The sequence below is a fragment of the Candidatus Omnitrophota bacterium genome, assembly GCA_025453395.1.
Taxonomy (GTDB): domain Bacteria; phylum Omnitrophota; class Gorgyraeia; order Gygaellales; family Profunditerraquicolaceae; genus JAlOQK01.
Map to the genome: position 1 here is coordinate 72173 of JALOQK010000006.1, position 17030 is coordinate 89202.

A 17030-nucleotide genomic window follows, 5' to 3' on the forward strand; every position below is an offset into this window, starting at 1 on the left:
TTTATAAATCGTTACCCGCGTAAGATAAGTCAAAACTTTTGTTGCACACGGGGAAATCCGGGACAATGTTTCCTAATACGGAAATTGAAAGCCCTTGCCAATTCTGAAAAGAAGGATCAACAATTTTACAGCGTTCTATTTTACCATCTGAAACCTCCAGCCAATAGATAACCGGCCCCCGAGCGCCTTCTACAGCTCCAAGAGCATGGCCCTGAACAGGAAAATTAATCTTAGGGCTTTCTAAAACGTCTGTTTGTTTAGCAAAAACATCTATTAAGCGCAAAGACTCCTCTATTTCGTCAAGCCGCACGATTAATCGCGATAGCACATCACCTCTATCTTTTTTAACCAAGCGAAAACCTGCCTGCAGATAACCTTCAGGAAATACGCGCCTTAGATCCAAAGAAACCCCGGATGATCTGCCAGCTAAACCAACCACTCCAAAGTCCTCGGCGGTTTTCTTGCGCAATATGCCGGTTTCATCAACCCTGTCCATAAAAGACACACTGCCGTAGAGTATACCCTGCGCCTCTTTTATGTCGCGCTTAATAAGCTTTAATTCATCAAGCATATACGCGACAGCCTCTTTGTCAAAAATATTGCGCGCAAAACCCAAAGATAAAACTCCTTTAAGATACCTATGCGCTGAAAGCTTTTTATTTAATCGCAATACCCTTTCTTTAAGAACAGATATAAATTGCGCGGGAAAGCTAAAACCTACATCTAGGGCAATGCCGCTTATAGCGGTAAAGTGATTATAAATTCTTTCCAATTCTAAACAAATCGCTCTTGTGTTAAATACGCCTGATGCGATTTTAACCCCTAAGATCGCTTCAGCTGCGCGGCAGAAAGCCCAAGAATAGCCTATTACCGAATCACCAACCACACATTCAGACAACTTTAATCCCTGCTCAAGAGTTTTTCCTTCAAAAAGTTTTTCTACTCCCCGGTGAGTAAATCCAAGGCGAAGCTCTAAGTTCACAATCGGCTCTCCGGCAACGCTAAAATGAAAGTGCCCGGGGCCGATGATCCCGGCATGCACCGGGCCAACAGGAATTTCAAATATCCCATCGCCTTCAACCTTATTAAATTGATATTCTTTTTTAGAAACAGCTTGAACAGGCGTAAAATCTTTGCGCAAAGGCAATGTTCCTTCGGGGCAAACTTCTTCATGCAAAACAAGCGATCTTTGATCGGGATTTCCTTCTGGGATAATCCCAAACATCTCTTTTATTTGCCGCTCAAATAGCGCAGAAGAATAGATATCACAAGCCAAAGAATCAAAACTTAAAAAGCCCTCTGCAACAGAAATAACAATAGAAACCCACAGGGGAATTTCCTTAGCCAAGAACACGCATCTTATTTCAAAATTTCCGTTTACCTGCCTTTTGTCAACGGCAAAAAGCGCCATAACCGAAGAAGAAAGCTTTGTGTGCATAAAAAGGCAGGCGGCCTTAAAATCCTCTTTGTTTATGCGCACCTCTATTTCCATGCTATTTAAAAACAATACCTCAATCGGGTTAATGTTTTTTGCGCGCAAATCCCGGATGATATTTTCTGCCTGCATATTAAACCCCTCTTATGATGTCTGTTGCCTTATTAAGCAACACCTGTGCCTGCGGCAACAAACCCAATCCGAATAAAACAAGATACAAAGATAAAATAATGAAAACTATTTTTACACTTAGCGCATCTTGAGAAGGTTCAATGGTTTTTGGCTTATTACCAAAAACTACTCTACCCAAATGCAGCAACAACCCCGCGAATACAATTGCCATGGATAAAAGAAATAGCGCGGTCAACAGAAAATACTTTTGCGCTAAGGCAGCAACTAATATGGTGATTTTACTAGCAAAAATCGCAAATGGCGGCATGCCAATGATAGCAAACATTCCGATTAAAACCACTACTCCTGTAAAAGGCATCACCTCAAGAACCCCTTGTATCAAGTTCATATTATGCGTCTTGTATTTCTTAACAATATTTCCGGCAGAAAAGAATAAAAGCGACTTAGCGCAGGCATGGTTAAAACAGTGAAACAAAGCCCCCAGAATCGCAAGCGGTGTCCCTATCCCAAAGCCAAAAACAATGATCCCGACATTTTCTATACTACTATAGGCTAAAAGCCGCTTGATATCTTTTTGCGCCAGCATAAATAGGCTTGCCACAGCTATGGAAAATATTCCCGCGTAGAGCATCACCGTAAAAGCAAAATTTACCTCTAATGATTTATCCACGATGATCACAAAGCGCAAGATAGCGTAAATAGATGTCTTTAGCAAAACGCCTGACAATAACGCGCTAATAGGGGTCATGGCTTGGCTATGCGCGTCCGGAAGCCATGTATGCATGGGAACTAATCCTGCCTTAGTGCCATAACCCACAAAGACAAATAAAAACGCAACCACTAATAATCTATGGTCAAGCTGAGCGGCAACGCTTACTATATCAGACCAATTCAAGCTTCTTATTCCGGCATGAAGCACCACATTGTAATACAATAATACTGTACCTAAGAGAGCGATAGTAATACCCACCGAACAAATAATAAGATACTTCCATGCTGCTTCCACTGAAGTTTTATTATTATAAAATCCTACCAGAAACGTAGAGGCAAGTGTCGTCATTTCAATGGCCACCCAAAGATGCCCCAGATTATCTACTAAAGTGGCAACAAGCATGCTAAAGACAAAAATATGGAAGAAGAAATAATATAAAGACTTCTTACGGGCGCTTAACTCTCCTTCTTCGGTATGCTCAAGATAACCTTTAGAGTAAACAAGCGCCCAAAGGCTAACCCAGGTGATCAACAAAACAAAAAACACGCTTAACGCGTCGGCGCGCAGTAATCTTTCAAACACCACAACCGGTTGCTTAACACAAATAGTATAGGCAAGGCCCATGCCCAATGCCAACATGGCCGCGTATAAAAAAACATTTATTAGCGCCAGCAAGCGTTTATTACGCAAAACCAATGAAAAGCATGCTGCCAAGAAAGGAAACGCTATTAAACAAACAAGTAACATCTTACTTAACCCCTAAGCTGCGTTAAACGATTAACATCAATATGGGTAAAAAGCCTATTTATCCGGTATAAAAATATCCCGGTAATAATAACACAAACAAATACGTCAAAGAATATGGCGATCTCCACGAAAAATGGCATACCGTCGGTAATTGCCGCGGCCAGAAGAAAGATCCCATTCTCCATGGTAAGTAACCCCACGATCTGAGTAATCGCCTTGGCTCTAAAGACCATAATAAAGAATCCAATAAACATAGTGACCATGGCAATAATAAGCGATATGCAGATAAGCGGGTCCTGATTGCGCAAAACTATTATCGCGAATAAAGAAGATACGAATGTAAACAATAACGCTGCCACCAAAGAAAGAAGCGGATTCATAAATAACCCCAAAGACTCATCAATATTTATTTTTTCCATAAGCCTTCTTAAATAATACGGAATGCCAAGCACTTTTATCATGACCAATAATACCGAGACAATATAAATCTCTAAATTCGCCGCTTTATAGGCAAAGGAAAAAGTTACAAGCGCCAAAAACAATGATTGCAGGCGGAAACTTCTTATTAAGGCAGTTACCCTGCGGGTAATTACCATAGAATAAGCAAACATCATCATCCCCAATAAAAACGCATACATCATCTTTATACTCCAAGCCTTGCCATGACTAACGCTAAAATAGAAAGCAAGAAACTAAAGCCTAAGAAATCTACCGCCCTAAAAAGGCGCATCTTGGCAAGCATGATCTCTAATACGCTTATCGCAAAACCAATGCAAAATATTTTACCCATAAACCAAACAGCGGAAACAAGATAAACCTGCAAAGGATCCTGTAAAGAAACCGGAAACGGCCAAAGAATACTAGCTAGCACAGAAAAGAAAAGCATCTGTTTTATATGCGCGCTTAATTCTAAGATGGCAAGAGACCTTCCCGAATACTCAAGAAGCATCGCTTCATGTATCATGGTCAATTCAAGATGAGTTTCTTGATTATCAACCGGAATCCGCGAAGTTTCCGCGATCACCACCAACAATAAAGAAACAGAAGCAACTAATATCGATACAGGAGTATTTACCAAACTAAGCGCGGACGGTAAATTAAGGCTTCCGGATTTTAACCCCACTACCGCTATCGCGCTAATCGCTACTGGTTCAGCTAAACTAGATATAAACATATCTCTGGAAGAACCCATTCCACCAAAAGAACTACCGGTGTCAAGGCCTGCTAAAACAAGAAAAAACCTCCCTAGGGAAAGAAAAAAGAAAAGCGCCAACACTCCTCCAATAGCCGAAATCCCGCAAGAAAAATGAAACACCGGCACAAACAAAAACGCAGTTACAACAGACGCCAGGACTATATAAGGAGAGGCGCGGAAAATAACAGAAGCATGCTGGGGGATTACCTCTTCTTTGGCAAAATACTTAAACATATTATAGTAAGGCTGTAAGACAGGGCTTCCTTTACGCATGTGAAGCGAATTCTTTAGCTTTCGCATAATCCCGCTTAAAAAAGGCGAAATCACGATAAGAATAATGATCTGCAGGAAGAAAAATAAAATTTCCATATTTTATCTTGTTAAAATAAAGACCATGACCCCGATAAACATAACTAAGATATACCCCAAATACCAATGGACGCTGCCCATCTGAAACAATTTAATGCGCTTAGCCGCTAGGAAAAACCCCCTTACTAAAGGCAGATAAAAATATTCCTTAAATACAGGGATAGTGCCTACTTCATATTTAAAACTTTTCACGTGATAATATGATTCCCTTAACTTCTCCACTTTTCTCTGGGGCAAGAAAAAGAAACTAAAGGCAATCCTAAAAGGCTTGGAAAAAGCTGTGGCAGTGTATTCGTTGCGCGCGGTCAACTTATAATAACCGCAATCCCAGGTTGAAGCGCGGGTCACCTTTGAAGGGCCAGCCAATATTCTGATTAAAAAATACACAAATAATAAAACCCCAATAAAAACGCCACCAATTAGCGGCATATTCAATAATGTTCCGGAAACTAAAATATTTTGCGTATCCACAATAGGCTGAGACGCTGTACCAATAATTCCTTGCGCTACCTGATTTAGGATTTGCCAAACAAAAGACGCAAACAGGCTCAAAACCAAAATCCCAACTGCCAATATCCCCATTCCAATTTTCATACTCAAATTAATTTCCGCGGCTTGCTGGGCGCGCGCACTGCGTGGCATAGCTAGAAACCCAATACCAAAACATCTTACAAAACAAGCTGCGGCCAAACCGCCTGTAACCGCTAAGCAGGCCATCATCATCACAAAAAATATTTTATACGCTCCAGTCAAAGAAACTGCCGCGCCAAAAAGGCTCTGCAATATCAACCATTCGCTGACAAAACCATTAAAAGGCGGAATCCCGGATATGGCAAGCGCGCCAACCAAGAAAAATCCGGCAGTCCAAGGCATAAGTTTTATCAAGCCGCCCATTTTCTCCAAGTCGCGCGTTCCGGTTGCTTTATAGACACTACCCGCGCCTAAGAAAAGAAGCCCCTTAAATACCGCGTGATTTAATAAATGAAATAACCCTGCGGCGCAGGCAATTACTGCAAGGACGTTTTGCTGTTTATACATAAGGACCATACTTGCGCCGATACCCAAAAGGATGATCCCTATATTCTCAACGCTTGAATAGGCCAATAATTTCTTGATATCGCGCTCCAAAAGAGCGTACATGACGCCTACTAAACAAGTTAATCCTGCCAAAAATAAAACACTTACTCCCCACCAAACTTGCGGCACTCCTAACATCCCTAAGGCTATTCTTAAGAAACCATAGATCGCAACTTTAATCATAACTCCAGACATAATACTTGAAATATGCGACGGGGCTTGGGGATGTGCCAGGGGCAACCAGATATGAAGCGGAACAATCCCGGCTTTAGTTCCAAAACCAATCAGGAAGAATAGAAAAAGTATATTTTTAACGCCTAAAGGGATCAGGGGAATGCAATTTTTTACTGCAGTAAAATCAAACGACCCGGCGTAACCATAGATGATGATAAAACCTGCTGCTAAGAATGCAGTACCCACATGCGTCATTAGTAAATAAACCAACCCTGCGTCAACAGACTGATGGTGCTGGTGGTCAAAAACTACAAGAAAATATGAAACTAACGACATTAATTCCCAAGCAAAAAGAAAAGCTAACAGATTAGAGACACATACAACTAGGGCCATGGATAAAATAAACAAAAGCGCCAACACAGTTATCACAAATAACCGCATAGGCGCGTAATGTCCTTTTAAATACCCATAAGAATAGACTAAGGCTGGAACCGATACGATGGATAATACGGACAGAAATAGTACAGAAAGAAAATCTATATGGAAGCTAATGTTATTTAATAGCCACATGATATTAAAAGCATAAGCGGGTGGCTTTGGGGATTCCATAACCACCCGCTTATATTAGTATTTAATTTTGTTGCCTTTATTATACCGCCGGAGAAGATTTTGTCAAGTAGGATCCCTAAACTAATTTGGCATCTTGTGTTTCATCGGGCTTTCTGGCATAGGCATATTGTTTTGCCTATTCACATCCGTTTTTGAACACCCTATCTGCCCCATAGAAGCCTTGTTAAAATGATAAAATGTCTTTACTACTTTGAAAAATACCCCTGCCGCGCACAGCCACAAAAGCACCGCTATTGTATAACCGAATGCCTTCATTGCTTGCGCGTCCTGTTTTCGGGCAACCACAAGCACAAAGAAACTTACCGCCAAAATCACCACCGTATGAAGAAATAAAAATGTTCCGCTTTGTGTCATGCACATTTCTTCGCCCCTTTCTCTTAACTGCCAACTTCTTTTAAAGATCTTTGATAAGTACAAAAGTCGCAATCCGCGCTGTATGTAGGCAAAACTCCACTTGTTAAACATTCACGCATCTTAAAGATCACCGGCTCAACCCAAGCATCATTACCTTCATAAGGAATAATCTTGATATCAAATTCTAATTTTGCGTCAAATGTATCCTTGCCGGTATTGCCATTACAATAAACAAAATATCCGGTTGGAGAAACTTTAAAGTTATTCTTTCGGAACAACCACTGATAAATTTCCATCTGCCTTTTATAGGAAATCTGCCAATCCGCATCTAAAGTTACCTCTTCATCCTTAGAAGTACTTTTGTAATCAACGATAAATAATTCTCCTGCAGGCCCCACCCAGACATCATCAATACCGCCGCCGATCAAAAGATTAGTTGGCACATGCAAATATTCTATCCCGCCGCGCAGCGCATCTCGCCATAAATCCAGATCTTTATGCTGAAAGGGAATCGCTCTTACCCCAAATTTATCCATCAGAGGATGAACCTTCTTTTGCCCCCGGTAAAGATCAAATTCTTTTTTTAAAAGCTTATCTACCGCGGAATTCAAAGCAAACGGATACCCCGGAGGCTGGCCCAAACCCAATCTTCTATCCAGATAAAAACAACGCGGGCAATTCACAAAAAGCTCTACCTTGGAACGGCTAAGCCGAAAAGGATATTTACTTTGCGGATCAAATAAATTCTTAGTCCTTCTTCCGGTATAATATTTAGACATGCGTTATTTTTGCACTTTCTCCCAAAGCTCTATGCCACCTGGGATTTGATCAAATAAAGGATTTAACTTTATTCGTTTAACTTTTAAAATTTCCTTAAAGCGGGCCTTATCTCTTTTCTTTGATTTAACTGCAAAATGCCTTAATTCAAAAACAACCTGCCCACGTAAAACTTTTATTGGCTTAACCCTTTTATTAGGCTTAAATATCTTATCCTTCTGAAAATTATAACCTCTTAAGGTTGCTTCCTTATATATATTGTATAGATAAAATCCGATTGCCTCAAGAGGTTTCGCATGCTGACGAAATCTTATAAGCTGGGGATGATTCTTATAACCTTTGGTCTTGCCAGAAAGGACCTTTTGCGCAAGAAGCGCTTCTCTCCATACGGCAAGTAATCCCTTTGTATCAAGATATTCCGGATGAATACTCCATAATCGCATGTTGATATTATAAAGCTGGATGGAACAGGCATCAAGAAGATTTGGCAGGAAGAAATTTACTTAAAGCATAGAACAGTAAAACCAGCACTAAAGAATAAACTGCGATGTTAACTTTTTTTCTACTTAAAGGATGAGTAATCGGGCTACCGGAAGCTATTTTTATTATCCCTGAAGCATGAATATCCAAATCTCCTCCATGCTCCCGGCAGGCTCGGTGAAACGTTCCGGAAACTTCTACGATATCGCCTTTTTTCTGATAATCCCCTGCAAATTGAATGTTCTGAACCATTGCCTTGGGAACCCAAATACCAATGGCGATAACGCCATCGTTTACATGCACCCAAGCGTAATCTTTGCGGATCATTATATCGCCTATAACTTCTCCTTTATAACTAACTATTTTACCCTCGTACTCTTTAGCATTATTTATCAAATCCATACTTGTGAGTACCTGGGCATAACAATCAGCGCAAAGAACAGCCAGCATTAAACATAGCATCATAAAAAAGAGATAATTTTTCATTTTCTCTTGCCTTTCACAATCGCCACGCAAAAACCAACAAGCGCGAAAACCGAAATCAACTCCAGTCTCCCCGCCCACATTTCAATAATATAGGTCACCTTTAATATGGATGGCATACTTGTATCAGTTATGCCGCAGGAAAGCCCAACGTTAGCGGCAGCAGATGTTGACTCAAAAAGAGCCTCTAAGAAAGGATAGCCTAATGCTACACCTACAAGAGTGCCTAATCCATAAAGAAAGAAATACCCGAGGGTAACAATGAAAACCGCGCGCACTTGTTTATCTTCAATAAACACAGTTTTTATGTGATGGAACTTCTCTACGACAATCGCGCTTGAAGAAAGCATAGTTCTTTTTATGTCCTGCCGGAATGCTTTATAAATAATCCCCACGCGCAGCATTTTAACACCGCCTGCCGTAGAACAGACACAGCCGCCCAAGGCCATACTAAGAATTATCCCGGTTAAGGCTAAATCCCCCCATTCTTTAATAAACTGTTGGGCATATATAGTCATATAGCCAGTTGTGGTTTGACCTGAAATAACCTGAAAGAACCCTTTACGAAAAAGCACCATACCGTCAGAATAAACACCAAATCTTTCCAAACCAGCCAGAGTGATCAAAGTAACGATCATCGCGACAAACAATAAAGTCCGCATTTCAATATTTTTACATATTTCCTTAAAATTCCCTCTCCAGATCTGATAATGCAGGTTAAAATTAAATGAACCAATAACCATGAAGAAAATCGTAACAATCTCAAACATGAGGCTGTGATAATAAAGTATGTTCGGGGATTGCGGAGAAAAACCAGCGGTATCAAATCCGGCCATAAAAATACAAACTGCGTGAAAAAAAGCGCTTTGCGGTTTTAGGCCAATAGATATTCCCACTAGGCCTAAAATAATTGCGCCTAAGATTAAATACGCTATGCTAATAACCCAGATAAAACGCGCTGTACCAATAACATTGGGAACCAATTTCTCATCGCGCGCCTCACCAAAATATAGATTTAATGACCCACCTGCGCCGCTAACCAAAAATGAAATCGCAACAATAGCAATACCCTGCCCTCCAAGAAAGGGCCCTAAGTGCCGCCACAAATTGTGCGTTCGTGACAGGTGGTCTAAATCCTGTACAAGCGTCAAGCCTGTTGTAGTAAAACCAGACATAGTTTCAAAACAAGCATCAAGAAAAGATTTATAATGCCCGCTTAGTAATAAAGGGATAGCGCTAAGCGCCATTGCCAAAAGCCACGAAAGAGCAATAACTACCATTGCCGGACCAATATGCAAATTCTTATTAGTTTTGCATAGCCAGCTTAAAACTAAACCAATAAATATCGCTATATTAGCGCTTATTAAGAAATCCAAAGCCGGATCAGGCTCATGGAATAAAATAACTCCGGCAATAAATGGTAAAAACATGGTCAAACCAATACCGAGAATTATTCTCCCCAGATAATAGCAAATATTCTTAATATCGTTTAGTTCGGGCTTGAGTATCATAATAAAGTCCCAATAAACAGATGCCAGAGCATAAAATACTCTGGCGCTTAAATAAATCTAACCTATCTTTGTATTTGTTCTATTAAATTACGATACGCTTGGCAAGCTAGAAAGACAAGTCAAAAAAAGGTCAAAACCAGCAGTTAATCATCAAAATGCAGGCGGTAGCCTATGCCGGGCTCAGTAAGAATATAGGTTGGCCGGTCCGGGTTAGGTTCAATTTTACCGCGCAGATTACTCATTGTTACGCGCAAAAGATGCAGGATCCCTTCGTAATCTTCTGTTTTATCCCACACCTGACGCAGAATCTGTTTATGGGTAAGGACTTTACCAATGTTTAAAAAAAGAAGTTTTAAGATATCATATTCAGTGGGAGATAAATTGATTTCTTTACCTTCAACTGTTACTCTGCGGCTTATAACATCCATAACAAGTTTACCCAAGCGCAAAGTTTCCTCCTCTTCTAAAGGCAAAAGCCGGCGCATCACTGCTTTTAGGCGCGCCAGCAATTCTCCAACAGAGAAAGGTTTGGTTAAATAATCATCTGCTCCGGCATCAAGTGCGGCAATCTTCTCAAGAGGGTCATCTCTTACTGATAACACAATGACTGGGATTTTCGCGCGTTTGCGGATCTTCGTTATAACTTCCCTCCCATCAATATCAGGAAGCCCCAAATCAAGAATAATAACATCCGGATGCGCGCTAACTGATTCGGTTAACGCATCTTTACCTGTCTGCGCTTCAAAAACGCTGTACCCGTAAGCACCAAGAGACGCCTTAAGAAAACTGCGTATGGATTTCTCATCATCTACCACAAGAATTCTTAAATTATTCTGTTCTACCATTATATTTTTACTCCAATGGAAGCTCTATAATAAATGTTGTACCTTTACCAAAGACGCTTTCCGCACTAATATGCCCGCCATGGGCCTCAATAATATTCTTTGAAATACTCAAACCTAAGCCCGTCCCCGAGATGTTTTGCACGCTCTGGATCCGGTAAAATTTATCAAAAATGCGTCCCAAGTCTTCGCTAGGGATACCGCATCCATAATCTTTTATCGAAACACGTACTTTATCACCCATGCAAAAAGCCTCAATTTCAATAAGAGAGCCATCTGGAGAATATTTTAAAGCATTATCAATAATATTTAATAAGGCCTTTAACATATACGGAAAATCCACTGCCACTTCGGGCATATCCTTAGGGATGTTTATTTTTATCTGACGGCTGGCTATCTTATCTTTTAACTGTTCAAGACAGGAGCCGATAAAATCCCGTAAATCACAGGGCTTCTTAGAAATCCGCAGCACTCCGGATTCTGTCCGGGCCATATCCAAAAGGTTATTTACAATATGATTTAACCTGCCGGATTCGCTATGGGCAGTTTCCAAAAGTTCATTTTCTTGCTGTGGGGAAAGATTTGATTTATTATCTAAAAGCGCGCTTAAGGTTCCGGTAATAGAAACAAGCGGAGTTTTTAGATCATGTGAGATTGAGTTCAAAAGCGCTGTATGAAGCTTTTCCGTCTGACGTTGGATAATATGCGATCTTACTTTTGAAGCAAGTGTGCTTACGGTAAGCCCGACTGCTAAAAAAGCTGCAAAGGTAAAAAGATACTCTATATCGTGGACATTCAGAGTAAGATACGGCGGGATCAAAAAGAAATCAAAAACAAGAACACTTAATATTGAAGTTAATATAGCCGGCCCTTGCCCCCAACGAATGGCAACTATTACTACCGCCAGAAGATAAAACATCACTATATTAGTCGGCTCAAGCCTTCTTTTAACAACTTCACCCAACAAGGTTATGATAAAAACAAGGCTCACGCTTATAAGATAGGGATAAATCTTACTACGCAAATTCTTTTGCATGTATTACGGTTAGTTTTGTTATTTTTATACTGCCTTTTTAATGCACTAAGTGTTTAATCATCATATAACCACCAACAAGCGCGACGACAAATAAAATAGATATCAAATCAAAATATTTCTCTATAAATTTACTTATTTTCTCTCCAAAGATACGCAACATCCCTGCTACTAAGAAAAACCTCCCTGCCCTGCCCAAAATAGAAGCGACAACCAAAATAGTAAGGGAAATCCTGAAAACCCCCGCGGCAATAGTGAAAACTTTATAAGGAATAGGCGTAAAGGCAGCCGAAAAAATAGCCATAAAGGCATTATCAGCGTACATCTTGCCAACGGCCTCAAACTGCCTCTCAAAGTGATAAAATGATACGATCCATTTACCTATGGTTTCAAACAAGCTCCAGCCGATAAAATAACCCAATAGCGCTCCCGATATTGAGCCAATAGTGCAGATAAGAGCGTAGCTAAACCATCTCTCTCTTCGGGAAATTACCATCGCGATCAACAAAACATCAGGAGGGATAGGAAAAAATGAGCTCTCGATAAATGCTATAGCAAATAAGGCAACTGGCGCCTGCGGTGTTTTGGCCCAATGCAAGGTCCAATCGTAAAGCCTGCGTAATAACTTTAATGGGAACAACACAATAGCCTTTACTGAATCAACAAAATTCATTTTTTCCCTTTCTTTTTCAATAATTAAATAGGTCATCAATGCGATATTGCTTGCACGTTGCCTTATTAAGCGCGTTAAGAACCTTCTTTTTAGTGTTTGGGGTCAAGCGCCTGCCCTTGACTGCGCGGCTGACCATCTTATGAGTCAACTGATCAGTTGAATTACTCACCAGATCCGACGGCTTAAATCCATGCTCAAACATAATCTTAGCAATCGGCTGTTCACCCAAATCTCTTTTAATATCGTCATTCATTAGTTACCCTTTTATTCACGCGCTATTTCATTTACCGCAAACATTCCCGGGACTGAATCTTTATCTACTATGTATGCGCAGGCAATTCTTTCTTCGCAGCTAAATACAACAATGTTGAATTGTTGATCAGTAATATTCTCAATCGGCAGGTTTACTGTCATGGCTTTCTTACCGGCATAAGAAGAAATATCATACCCTCCCTGCTGACAAACACTCTTCAGAATTGCTTCATACTGCCCGTTAAATTCTGTTGGGATTTTGGTTTCGTATGGCTGAATATCCGTGGAAATTTGTATATTTAATCTTTCCAGCTCCGCGAGAATCACATCTTTATCCGAAGCTAACAATAAACTTATTGGCATCAACATAAACACTAATATTGCTGTTATCCAAAGTTTTTTCATACATCCTCCCGAAGTTACTATTTTAATATTTCTTCATCCTTCTTCTCCCACGCCGGGTCTACAATACATAAAAATTCCAACATCTTTTTCCCTGTATTCTTAATATATTGCACCGCATGCGGCCGGATATAGACTGAATCTCCTGGTCCGACGACGCACGATTTGTTATCTATATGCATCAATGCTTTACCTTTTATTATGTAATAAACTTCACTATGCTTAAGCCGGTGTGGAGAGCTTGCCCTGCCTGAAGGTAGCTTTGCATGCGCAAGGCTATAACGAAAAGTAAAATCCCCTTTATCCCGATGCAACAACTCTCGCAATATAACTCCATCACCAGAAATAAATTCCGGGCAATCTTTTAATTTCTTCACAAACATATTCTTGCTCCTCTATTTATCTAACCCATTATGCCTTTATTTCAATACGGCCATTTCCAACTGCGGATTTCTGGCAAATCTTGACCGCTGGTAGTTATATACTGCCTGTGTTCAATAAGTTTATTATGCAGCCAATCTTTAACATGGGCAGCTTTATTCTTGAGGCTTTCCACACGGTCGATCACGTCGTCAGCCAAATTAAAACGATCAAGTTCATTTAATACTGCCATATCAAATGGGGTAGTGGTCGTGCCCTCTTCTTTATAACCGCGCACATGCACATTATTGTGATTAGTGCGCCGGTAAATCAAACGATGCACCAGCCACGGATAACCATGAAAGGCAAAGATCACCGGCTTATCAATTGTAAACAAACTGTCAAAATCTTTATCCGAAAGCCCATGCGGATGCTCACTCTGCGGCTGAAGCGTCATCAAATCAACTACGTTCACAACGCGAATCTTTAGATCCGGGAATTTCTGCCGTAAAATATCTACTGCCGCCAAAGTCTCTAAAGTCGGCACATCACCGGCGCAAGCCATAACCACATCCGGCTCTTGGCCATGGTCATTACTTGCCCAATCCCAAATGCCTATACCTTTAGTGCAATGCTGGATCGCGGAATCCATATCCAAATACTGCAATCCGGGATGTTTTCCGGCGATTATCACATTTACATAATTACGGCTTTTCAAACAGTGGTCTGTAACTGAAAGAAGAGTATTTGTGTCCGGTGGCAGATAAATCCGGATGATTTCTGCCTTCTTATTCACCACGTTGTCAATAAACCCAGGGTCCTGGTGAGAGAAACCATTATGGTCCTGCCGCCAGACATGAGAAGTCAAAAGATAATTTAATGAGGCGACCGGACGCCGCCAATTAACGCGCCGAGAAGTCTTTAACCACTTGGCATGCTGGTTAAACATTGAATCAACAATGTGAATGAAGGCCTCATAACAAGAAAATAAACCGTGCCTTCCAGTAAGTAGATACCCTTCTAGCCAACCCTGACAAGTATGTTCACTTAAGATTTCCATTACCCTTCCGTCCACAGCAAGATGATCATCCTCTGGTAAAATTTCCGCCATCCAAGCACGGTTGGTAACTTCTAAAATCGCGCCCAGCCGGTTTGAGGTTGTTTCATCCGGGCCAAACACACGGAAATTCTTAGTCTTATGATTAATTTTCATAACATCGCGCAAAAAATATCCCATAACCTTCGCCGGCTCTGATTCACTTACTCCCGGCTTATCAACTTTTACCGCGTATTTACGGAAATCCGGGAGCATTAGATCACGCAGCAATAATCCGCCGTTAGCATGCGGATTATCACTCATGCGGCGTTTCCCTTTTGGCGCAAGCTCTGAGAGCTTTGGAATCAAACGCCCCTTTTCATCAAAAAGTTCTTCCGGCTTATAACTTTTCATCCATTGTTCAAGCTCGCGGATATGCTCTGGTTTTTCCATCTCCCCAAAAGGCACCTGATGCGAGCGCCAATAATCTTCGGTTTTTAACCCATCAATGCTTTTAGGCCCAGTCCAACCCTTAGGAGTACGCAAAATTAACATTGGCCAGCGCGGGCGACGCAGAGATTTCTTACTACCGCGGGATTTAGCCTGGATAGATTTAATTTCCTTTATTACCGCCTCAAGTGTCTTGGCCATAAGCTTATGCATTGCCTTTGGATCAGAACCTTCCACAAAATACGGCTTGTATCCATAACCAATAAAAAGCTTTTTTAATTCATCTTTATCAATGCGGGCAAGTATTGTGGGATTAGAAATCTTGTAACCATTAAGATGCAAAATCGGTAACACCGCGCCATCCTTAGCAGGATTCAGAAATTTATTAGAGTGCCATGCTGTAGCCAAAGGCCCAGTCTCTGCTTCTCCATCACCGACAACGCAAGTAACAATTAAATTCGGATTATCAAACGCTGCCCCAAACGCGTGTGACAAGGCGTAACCTAATTCTCCTCCCTCGTGAATAGAGCCGGGGGTTTCTGAACCCACGTGACTGGGGACGCCTCCGGGAAAAGAAAATTGTTTGAATAATTTCTTCATCCCTTCGGCATCTTGTGAAATATCTGGATAATATTGGCTGTAAGTTCCTTCTAAATAGGCATTGGCAACCAATGCCGGGCCACCATGTCCGGGTCCGGTGATGTATATCATATTCAGATCGCGCTCTTTTATTAAGCGGTTAAGATGCACATAGATAAAATTTAAACCCGGAGTAGTCCCCCAGTGCCCTAAAAGGCGCGGCTTAATATGCTTAAACGCCAATGGCTCTTTAAGAAGAGGGTTATCAAAAAGATAGATTTGTCCCACGGAAAGATAATTTGCGGCGCGCCAATAGGCGTCAATACTATGCAGGCAATCGGAAGATAATGCACTTTTATTTACGCGTTTCATATATACCCCCTTATGTTGAGGTTTATCTTTACTAATTATACCACTTTCAATCTAAAGTTGAAGAAGTTATCGTAAACACAGATATGCCTTTTTAATAATAATCTAAAAAGGCATAACAACGCTGGAAGATTTCAGGGAGGAATTTCTAGGCGGTTATTTATTTTCTTTCTTGCTTAAAATATCCTTACACTTTAAACAAACTATCATTCTTTTTATCTTCTCATTTATAAGCGTAAATATTGAAACCAGATAATTATGCGATAATTTTATGCCGCATCTTTGGCAACTGTTCATTTTGTACCTTTCTTGTAAAGATAAAAAAATAGGGCCCGGCATATTCTTATGCCGAGCCCTATTTTATTTTTTAAGGTTATAACTTAACGACCTTTGTCGCCTGTTCGCCTTTGGGCCCCTGTTCGATTTCAAACTCGACTTGCTGGCCTTCAGCTAAAGACTTGTAACCTTCACCCTGAATAGACGAATGATGCACAAATACATCCTTACCGTTTTCAGGTGTGATAAAACCATAACCTTTTTGGTCACTAAACCACTTTACTGATCCTTTTACCATTGTTTGCTACCTCTCTTTCTTTAGAATTATAGTAACAACCTGTTAGAAATCCGCATCACACTCACCTAATAGACCTACAACTTCTAACAGGGTAAACAATGCTTTGCTTTCTGTCTACACCCCGCGCTTATCTGAATTGCGCGGGTGTGTTGCCTTCTGCAACAAAAAAGCCGCGCGGTTAGTTCTCCTAAACCTTGCGGCCTTAAGACTTCTAATCTCTACTATATTATTAAGAATAACACATTTTCCCAATTAGTCAAGTAGAATCTTTAATCTATTATACATTGGCGAATTGCAACTCTAATTGCGACAAAATTTAAATCCCTGATCAAAGCCGTTACTTTGTAAGTATTCGCTAGCTACCTGCCTGGGAGTCTTATACCC

The 17030-nt window shown here is 40.7% G+C and carries 19 protein-coding genes; all 19 read right to left on the bottom strand.

All coding sequences use genetic code 11. The features are described 5' to 3' along the window. Nucleotide 1: 1 nt before the first annotated feature. Nucleotides 2–1567: an NADH-quinone oxidoreductase subunit C gene (locus tag MUF05_06470; GenBank protein MCU0666719.1), complete on the bottom strand. Its 1566-nt coding sequence runs from the start codon at nt 1565–1567 to the stop codon at nt 2–4. A 1-nt stretch (nt 1568) separates the two neighbouring features. Next, the gene (locus MUF05_06475; GenBank protein MCU0666720.1) at nt 1569–3026 is read right to left on the bottom strand and encodes a hydrogenase 4 subunit F; all 1458 of its coding nucleotides are present in this window, start codon (nt 3024–3026) and stop codon (nt 1569–1571) included. 5 nt (nt 3027–3031) lie between these two features. Continuing rightward, nucleotides 3032–3667, bottom strand: a complete 636-nt coding sequence (locus MUF05_06480) for a hypothetical protein (GenBank protein MCU0666721.1) — start codon at nt 3665–3667, stop codon at nt 3032–3034. A 2-nt stretch (nt 3668–3669) separates the two neighbouring features. Further along, nucleotides 3670–4590 carry an NADH-quinone oxidoreductase subunit H gene (locus MUF05_06485; GenBank protein ID MCU0666722.1) on the bottom strand — a complete coding sequence of 307 codons (921 nt, stop codon included), beginning with the start codon at nt 4588–4590 and terminating at the stop codon, nt 3670–3672. Nucleotides 4591–4593: 3 nt separating this feature from the next. Beyond that, entirely contained in the window at nt 4594–6450 is a 1857-nt protein-coding gene (locus tag MUF05_06490) for a hydrogenase 4 subunit B (GenBank protein ID MCU0666723.1), read from the bottom strand. Between the two features lie 81 nt (nt 6451–6531). Continuing rightward, nucleotides 6532–6831, bottom strand: coding sequence for a hypothetical protein (locus MUF05_06495; GenBank protein ID MCU0666724.1), 300 nt, complete (start codon nt 6829–6831; stop codon nt 6532–6534). Nucleotides 6832–6848: 17 nt separating this feature from the next. After that, entirely contained in the window at nt 6849–7604 is a 756-nt protein-coding gene (locus MUF05_06500) for a PD-(D/E)XK nuclease family protein (GenBank protein MCU0666725.1), read from the bottom strand. Between the two features lie 3 nt (nt 7605–7607). Further along, nucleotides 7608–8045, bottom strand: coding sequence for a pyrimidine dimer DNA glycosylase/endonuclease V (locus MUF05_06505; GenBank protein MCU0666726.1), 438 nt, complete (start codon nt 8043–8045; stop codon nt 7608–7610). Between the two features lie 31 nt (nt 8046–8076). Beyond that, nucleotides 8077–8568 carry a DNA-binding protein gene (locus MUF05_06510; protein MCU0666727.1) on the bottom strand — a complete coding sequence of 164 codons (492 nt, stop codon included), beginning with the start codon at nt 8566–8568 and terminating at the stop codon, nt 8077–8079. After that, nucleotides 8565–10076 (bottom strand): TrkH family potassium uptake protein, encoded by a 1512-nt coding sequence (locus tag MUF05_06515; protein MCU0666728.1) that lies wholly within the window; start codon nt 10074–10076, stop codon nt 8565–8567. The genes MUF05_06510 and MUF05_06515 overlap by 4 nt, the downstream gene beginning before the upstream one ends. 143 nt (nt 10077–10219) lie before the next feature. Next, on the bottom strand, nt 10220–10921 hold the full coding sequence (locus MUF05_06520) for a response regulator transcription factor (GenBank protein ID MCU0666729.1): 702 nt from the start codon (nt 10919–10921) through the stop codon (nt 10220–10222). Between the two features lie 7 nt (nt 10922–10928). Then, nucleotides 10929–11954, bottom strand: coding sequence for a DUF4118 domain-containing protein (locus MUF05_06525; GenBank protein MCU0666730.1), 1026 nt, complete (start codon nt 11952–11954; stop codon nt 10929–10931). A gap of 37 nt (nt 11955–11991) precedes the next feature. Continuing rightward, nucleotides 11992–12624 carry a DedA family protein gene (locus MUF05_06530; protein ID MCU0666731.1) on the bottom strand — a complete coding sequence of 211 codons (633 nt, stop codon included), beginning with the start codon at nt 12622–12624 and terminating at the stop codon, nt 11992–11994. 16 nt (nt 12625–12640) lie between these two features. Further along, nucleotides 12641–12877 (bottom strand): hypothetical protein, encoded by a 237-nt coding sequence (locus MUF05_06535; protein MCU0666732.1) that lies wholly within the window; start codon nt 12875–12877, stop codon nt 12641–12643. 11 nt (nt 12878–12888) lie between these two features. Further along, nucleotides 12889–13281, bottom strand: a complete 393-nt coding sequence (locus MUF05_06540) for a DUF4830 domain-containing protein (GenBank protein MCU0666733.1) — start codon at nt 13279–13281, stop codon at nt 12889–12891. Between the two features lie 17 nt (nt 13282–13298). Then, nucleotides 13299–13661, bottom strand: coding sequence for a cupin domain-containing protein (locus MUF05_06545; protein MCU0666734.1), 363 nt, complete (start codon nt 13659–13661; stop codon nt 13299–13301). A gap of 41 nt (nt 13662–13702) precedes the next feature. Further along, nucleotides 13703–16075 carry a phosphoketolase family protein gene (locus MUF05_06550; GenBank protein ID MCU0666735.1) on the bottom strand — a complete coding sequence of 791 codons (2373 nt, stop codon included), beginning with the start codon at nt 16073–16075 and terminating at the stop codon, nt 13703–13705. Between the two features lie 153 nt (nt 16076–16228). Then, the gene (locus MUF05_06555) at nt 16229–16369 is read right to left on the bottom strand and encodes a hypothetical protein (protein MCU0666736.1); all 141 of its coding nucleotides are present in this window, start codon (nt 16367–16369) and stop codon (nt 16229–16231) included. Between the two features lie 76 nt (nt 16370–16445). Then, entirely contained in the window at nt 16446–16646 is a 201-nt protein-coding gene (locus MUF05_06560; GenBank protein MCU0666737.1) for a cold-shock protein, read from the bottom strand. Nucleotides 16647–17030 lie beyond the last annotated feature (384 nt).

Bases quoted from the DNA above. Each gene is read 5' to 3' on its own strand.
- MUF05_06470 (MCU0666719.1), bottom strand. From the start codon at position 1,567: ATGCAGGCAGAAAATATCATCCGGGATTTGCGCGCAAAAAACATTAAC.
- MUF05_06475 (MCU0666720.1), bottom strand. From the start codon at position 3,026: ATGTTACTTGTTTGTTTAATAGCGTTTCCTTTCTTGGCAGCATGCTTT.
- MUF05_06480 (MCU0666721.1), bottom strand. From the start codon at position 3,667: ATGATGTATGCGTTTTTATTGGGGATGATGATGTTTGCTTATTCTATG.
- MUF05_06485 (MCU0666722.1), bottom strand. From the start codon at position 4,590: ATGGAAATTTTATTTTTCTTCCTGCAGATCATTATTCTTATCGTGATT.
- MUF05_06490 (MCU0666723.1), bottom strand. From the start codon at position 6,450: ATGGAATCCCCAAAGCCACCCGCTTATGCTTTTAATATCATGTGGCTA.
- MUF05_06495 (MCU0666724.1), bottom strand. From the start codon at position 6,831: ATGTGCATGACACAAAGCGGAACATTTTTATTTCTTCATACGGTGGTG.
- MUF05_06500 (MCU0666725.1), bottom strand. From the start codon at position 7,604: ATGTCTAAATATTATACCGGAAGAAGGACTAAGAATTTATTTGATCCG.
- MUF05_06505 (MCU0666726.1), bottom strand. From the start codon at position 8,045: ATGCGATTATGGAGTATTCATCCGGAATATCTTGATACAAAGGGATTA.
- MUF05_06510 (MCU0666727.1), bottom strand. From the start codon at position 8,568: ATGAAAAATTATCTCTTTTTTATGATGCTATGTTTAATGCTGGCTGTT.
- MUF05_06515 (MCU0666728.1), bottom strand. From the start codon at position 10,076: ATGATACTCAAGCCCGAACTAAACGATATTAAGAATATTTGCTATTAT.
- MUF05_06520 (MCU0666729.1), bottom strand. From the start codon at position 10,921: ATGGTAGAACAGAATAATTTAAGAATTCTTGTGGTAGATGATGAGAAA.
- MUF05_06525 (MCU0666730.1), bottom strand. From the start codon at position 11,954: ATGCAAAAGAATTTGCGTAGTAAGATTTATCCCTATCTTATAAGCGTG.
- MUF05_06530 (MCU0666731.1), bottom strand. From the start codon at position 12,624: ATGAATTTTGTTGATTCAGTAAAGGCTATTGTGTTGTTCCCATTAAAG.
- MUF05_06535 (MCU0666732.1), bottom strand. From the start codon at position 12,877: ATGAATGACGATATTAAAAGAGATTTGGGTGAACAGCCGATTGCTAAG.
- MUF05_06540 (MCU0666733.1), bottom strand. From the start codon at position 13,281: ATGAAAAAACTTTGGATAACAGCAATATTAGTGTTTATGTTGATGCCA.
- MUF05_06545 (MCU0666734.1), bottom strand. From the start codon at position 13,661: ATGTTTGTGAAGAAATTAAAAGATTGCCCGGAATTTATTTCTGGTGAT.
- MUF05_06550 (MCU0666735.1), bottom strand. From the start codon at position 16,075: ATGAAACGCGTAAATAAAAGTGCATTATCTTCCGATTGCCTGCATAGT.
- MUF05_06555 (MCU0666736.1), bottom strand. From the start codon at position 16,369: ATGAACAGTTGCCAAAGATGCGGCATAAAATTATCGCATAATTATCTG.
- MUF05_06560 (MCU0666737.1), bottom strand. From the start codon at position 16,646: ATGGTAAAAGGATCAGTAAAGTGGTTTAGTGACCAAAAAGGTTATGGT.